General features: G+C 67.6%; 3 protein-coding genes and 1 pseudogene. 3 read left to right on the forward strand and 1 reads right to left on the reverse strand.

Translation table 11 applies throughout. The annotated features are described in order from the left end of the window. Window positions 1-65 precede the first annotated feature (65 nt). The 3 genes from W930_RS0125050 (at window position 66) to W930_RS0125060 (ending at window position 2,302) form a co-directional block, all read left to right on the forward strand. A complete protein-coding gene (locus W930_RS0125050; protein WP_028731412.1) occupies window positions 66-1,235 on the forward strand; it encodes an acetylornithine transaminase in 1,170 nt (389 codons plus the stop codon). Between the two features lie 93 nt (window positions 1,236-1,328). Then, a complete protein-coding gene (locus W930_RS0125055) occupies window positions 1,329-1,826 on the forward strand; it encodes a GNAT family N-acetyltransferase (protein WP_024788585.1) in 498 nt (165 codons plus the stop codon). 5 nt (window positions 1,827-1,831) lie between these two features. Then, the gene (locus tag W930_RS0125060) at window positions 1,832-2,302 is read left to right on the forward strand and encodes a GNAT family acetyltransferase (protein WP_024788586.1); all 471 of its coding nucleotides are present in this window, start codon (window positions 1,832-1,834) and stop codon (window positions 2,300-2,302) included. Window positions 2,303-2,419: 117 nt separating this feature from the next. Here W930_RS0125060 and W930_RS0125065 read toward each other — a convergent pair. After that, window positions 2,420-2,653, reverse strand: a pseudogene (locus W930_RS0125065) (ABC transporter ATP-binding protein); the annotation flags it as partial.

Here is a 2,653-nt window from a genome sequence, read left to right on the forward strand (position 1 = left end):
CCCCCGCCCCCGCCACGTCCAAACCGGCGCGCAGCGCGAAGTTCTCCGAGTTCGCCACCGGCGCGCTGCTCCCCATCACGACGCGCCCCGATCTCGTGTTCACGCACGGCAAGGGGGGCTGGCTTTACGATCACGAAGGCAAGCGATACCTGGATTTCATCCAGGGCTGGGCCGTGAACAGCCTCGGTCACTGCCATCCGGTGATGCGCGACGCGCTCGCCACGCAAGGCTCATTGCTGCTCAATCCAAGCCCCGCGTATTACAACGTGCCGATGATCGAACTGGCCGATCTGCTCGCACGGCTCTCCGGACTCGGCAAGGTGTTCTTCGCCAACAGCGGTGCCGAGGCGAACGAGAGCGCCATCAAGCTCGCGCGCAAGTGGGGGCAACTGCACCCGAACGCCGCGGGCGGTGCGCGCTACGAGATCATCACGTTCAAGAACGCTTTTCATGGCCGCACGCTGGCCACCATGTCGGCCAGCGGCAAGCCAGGGTGGGACACGATCTTCGCGCCGCAGGTGCCGGGCTTCCCGAAGGCGGAGCTCAACGATATCGCCTCGGTCGAAGCCCTCATCGGCCCCGACACCGTTGCCGTGATGCTCGAACCCATTCAGGGTGAAGCGGGGGTGGTGCCGGCGACCGACGCCTTCATGAAGGCGCTGCGCGAACTCACCACCGCGCGCGGCCTGTTGCTGATCGTCGACGAAGTCCAGACCGGATGCGGACGCACGGGGACGATGTTCGCGCATCAGCAGGCCGGCGTGGTGCCCGACATCATGACGCTCGGCAAGGGCATCGGCGGCGGCGTGCCGCTCGCGGCCATGCTGTGCGGCGACGCATTCGCGGTGTTCCAGCCCGGCGACCAGGGCGGGACGTACAACGGCAACCCGCTCATGTGCGCCGTCGGCCTCGCGGTCATGCGCACCGTCGCCGCACCGGGTTTTCTCGAATTCGTGCGAGCGCAGGCGGACTATCTGAGCGCCGGGCTGCAACATCTGTCCTCGCGCTACGGCGGCCAGGGCGAGCGCGGCGCCGGTCTGTTGCGCGCGCTGATGCTCGGGCGCGAGATCGGTCCGCAACTGGTCGAGGCCGCGCGCGACATGGCCCCGGACGGCCTGCTGCTGAACTCGCCGCGCCCCGGGCTGCTGCGTTTCATGCCCGCGCTGAACGTGAGCCGCGACGAGATCGATCAGATGCTCTCGATGCTCGATTCGCTGCTCGCCAGGCACGCCTGACCTCAGGCCGTCGGCGTCGTCGCCCCCCCCCCGGGAACGCCCCGGGGCGATGCGACGCCCGCCCCCCCCAAGACATCAACGGAGACGCCTTCCATGAACGACCTGAGCCACGGGCACCCGACCCCGCCGGCCGACGCCATCGTCGAGATCTCGTCCGACCCGGCACGCCTGGACATCGCCTTCATTCATCACGCGCTCTCGACACAAACGCACTGGGCCAAGGACATTCCCAGGGACACGCTCATGCGCGCCGTCTCGAATTCGCTGTGTTTCGGTGCCTACGCCACACAGGTCGAGGGCGGGCCGTCGCGTCAGGTCGGCTTCGCGCGCGTGATCACCGACCGCGCCACCTTTGCCTATCTGGCCGACGTGTTCGTCGATCCGTCGATGCGCGGCCTCGGCATCGGCAAGCGCCTTTGCGAAGATGTGCTGGCGCATCCCGCGCTGCAGCGCCTGCGCCGTTTTCTGCTTGCCACGACCGATGCCGCGGGTCTCTACGCCCGTTATGGCTTCGAACCGCTCGGCCCGGTCAACAAGATGATGCAGATCCACCGCCCGGATATCTATACCGGCCCACAGGAGGCGCCGTGATCGCCATGCCCGCCGAGATTCATATCCGCGCGTTCGACGATGCCGATACCGACGCGGTGCTGGCGCTTTGGCGCGACGCGTTCCCGGAATACAACGCTCCTGACAAGCCGCATCGCGAACCGCGTCGCTCGATCGCCAACAAGGTGGCGATGCGCGACGGTCTGTTCTTCGTTGCCGTGCGCGATCGCAAGATCGCCGGCACGGTGATGGCCGGCTACGACGGGCATCGCGGCTGGGTGTATTCGCTGGCCGTCGCGCGCGCGCTGCGCCGACGCGGCGTGGCGAGCGCCCTGCTGCGCCACGCAGAAGCCGCACTGGCCGAGCGTGGTTGCCTCAAGCTCAATCTGCAAGTGCTCACCCGATCGCGCGAAGCCCTGGCGTTCTACACGGCACATGGCTACGCGGCCGACGACGTCGTGAGCCTGGGCAAGCGCCTGCCGCTCATGCCGTCAGCGAACGTCTGGCGATCGCACTGACGCACCGCGACGACGCGCGCGCACACGCAAAAAACAAGGGCGCCGAAGTTGCCTTCGGCGCCCTTGCCCGGATAAGCAAGCGATCACGCCGGCGTGCGCCAGCGGATCGCCGCCAACTCACTCGCCCAGATAGGCAGCGCGCACCTTCGGATCGTCGAGCATGTCCTTCGCATTGCCGGTCATGGTGACGAGCCCGCTGTCCATCACGTAGCCACGGTGCGCGGCCTGCAGCGCCAGACGCGCGTTCTGCTCCACGAGCAGCACCGTCACGCCCTCCGCCGACACCGTGCGCACCACTTCGAAGATCTTCTCGACCATGATCGGCGAGAGACCCATCGACGGCTCGTCGAG

This window comes from Pandoraea sp. E26, from assembly GCF_000681415.1.
In the GTDB taxonomy this organism is placed as follows: Bacteria; Pseudomonadota; Gammaproteobacteria; order Burkholderiales; family Burkholderiaceae; genus Pandoraea; species Pandoraea pnomenusa.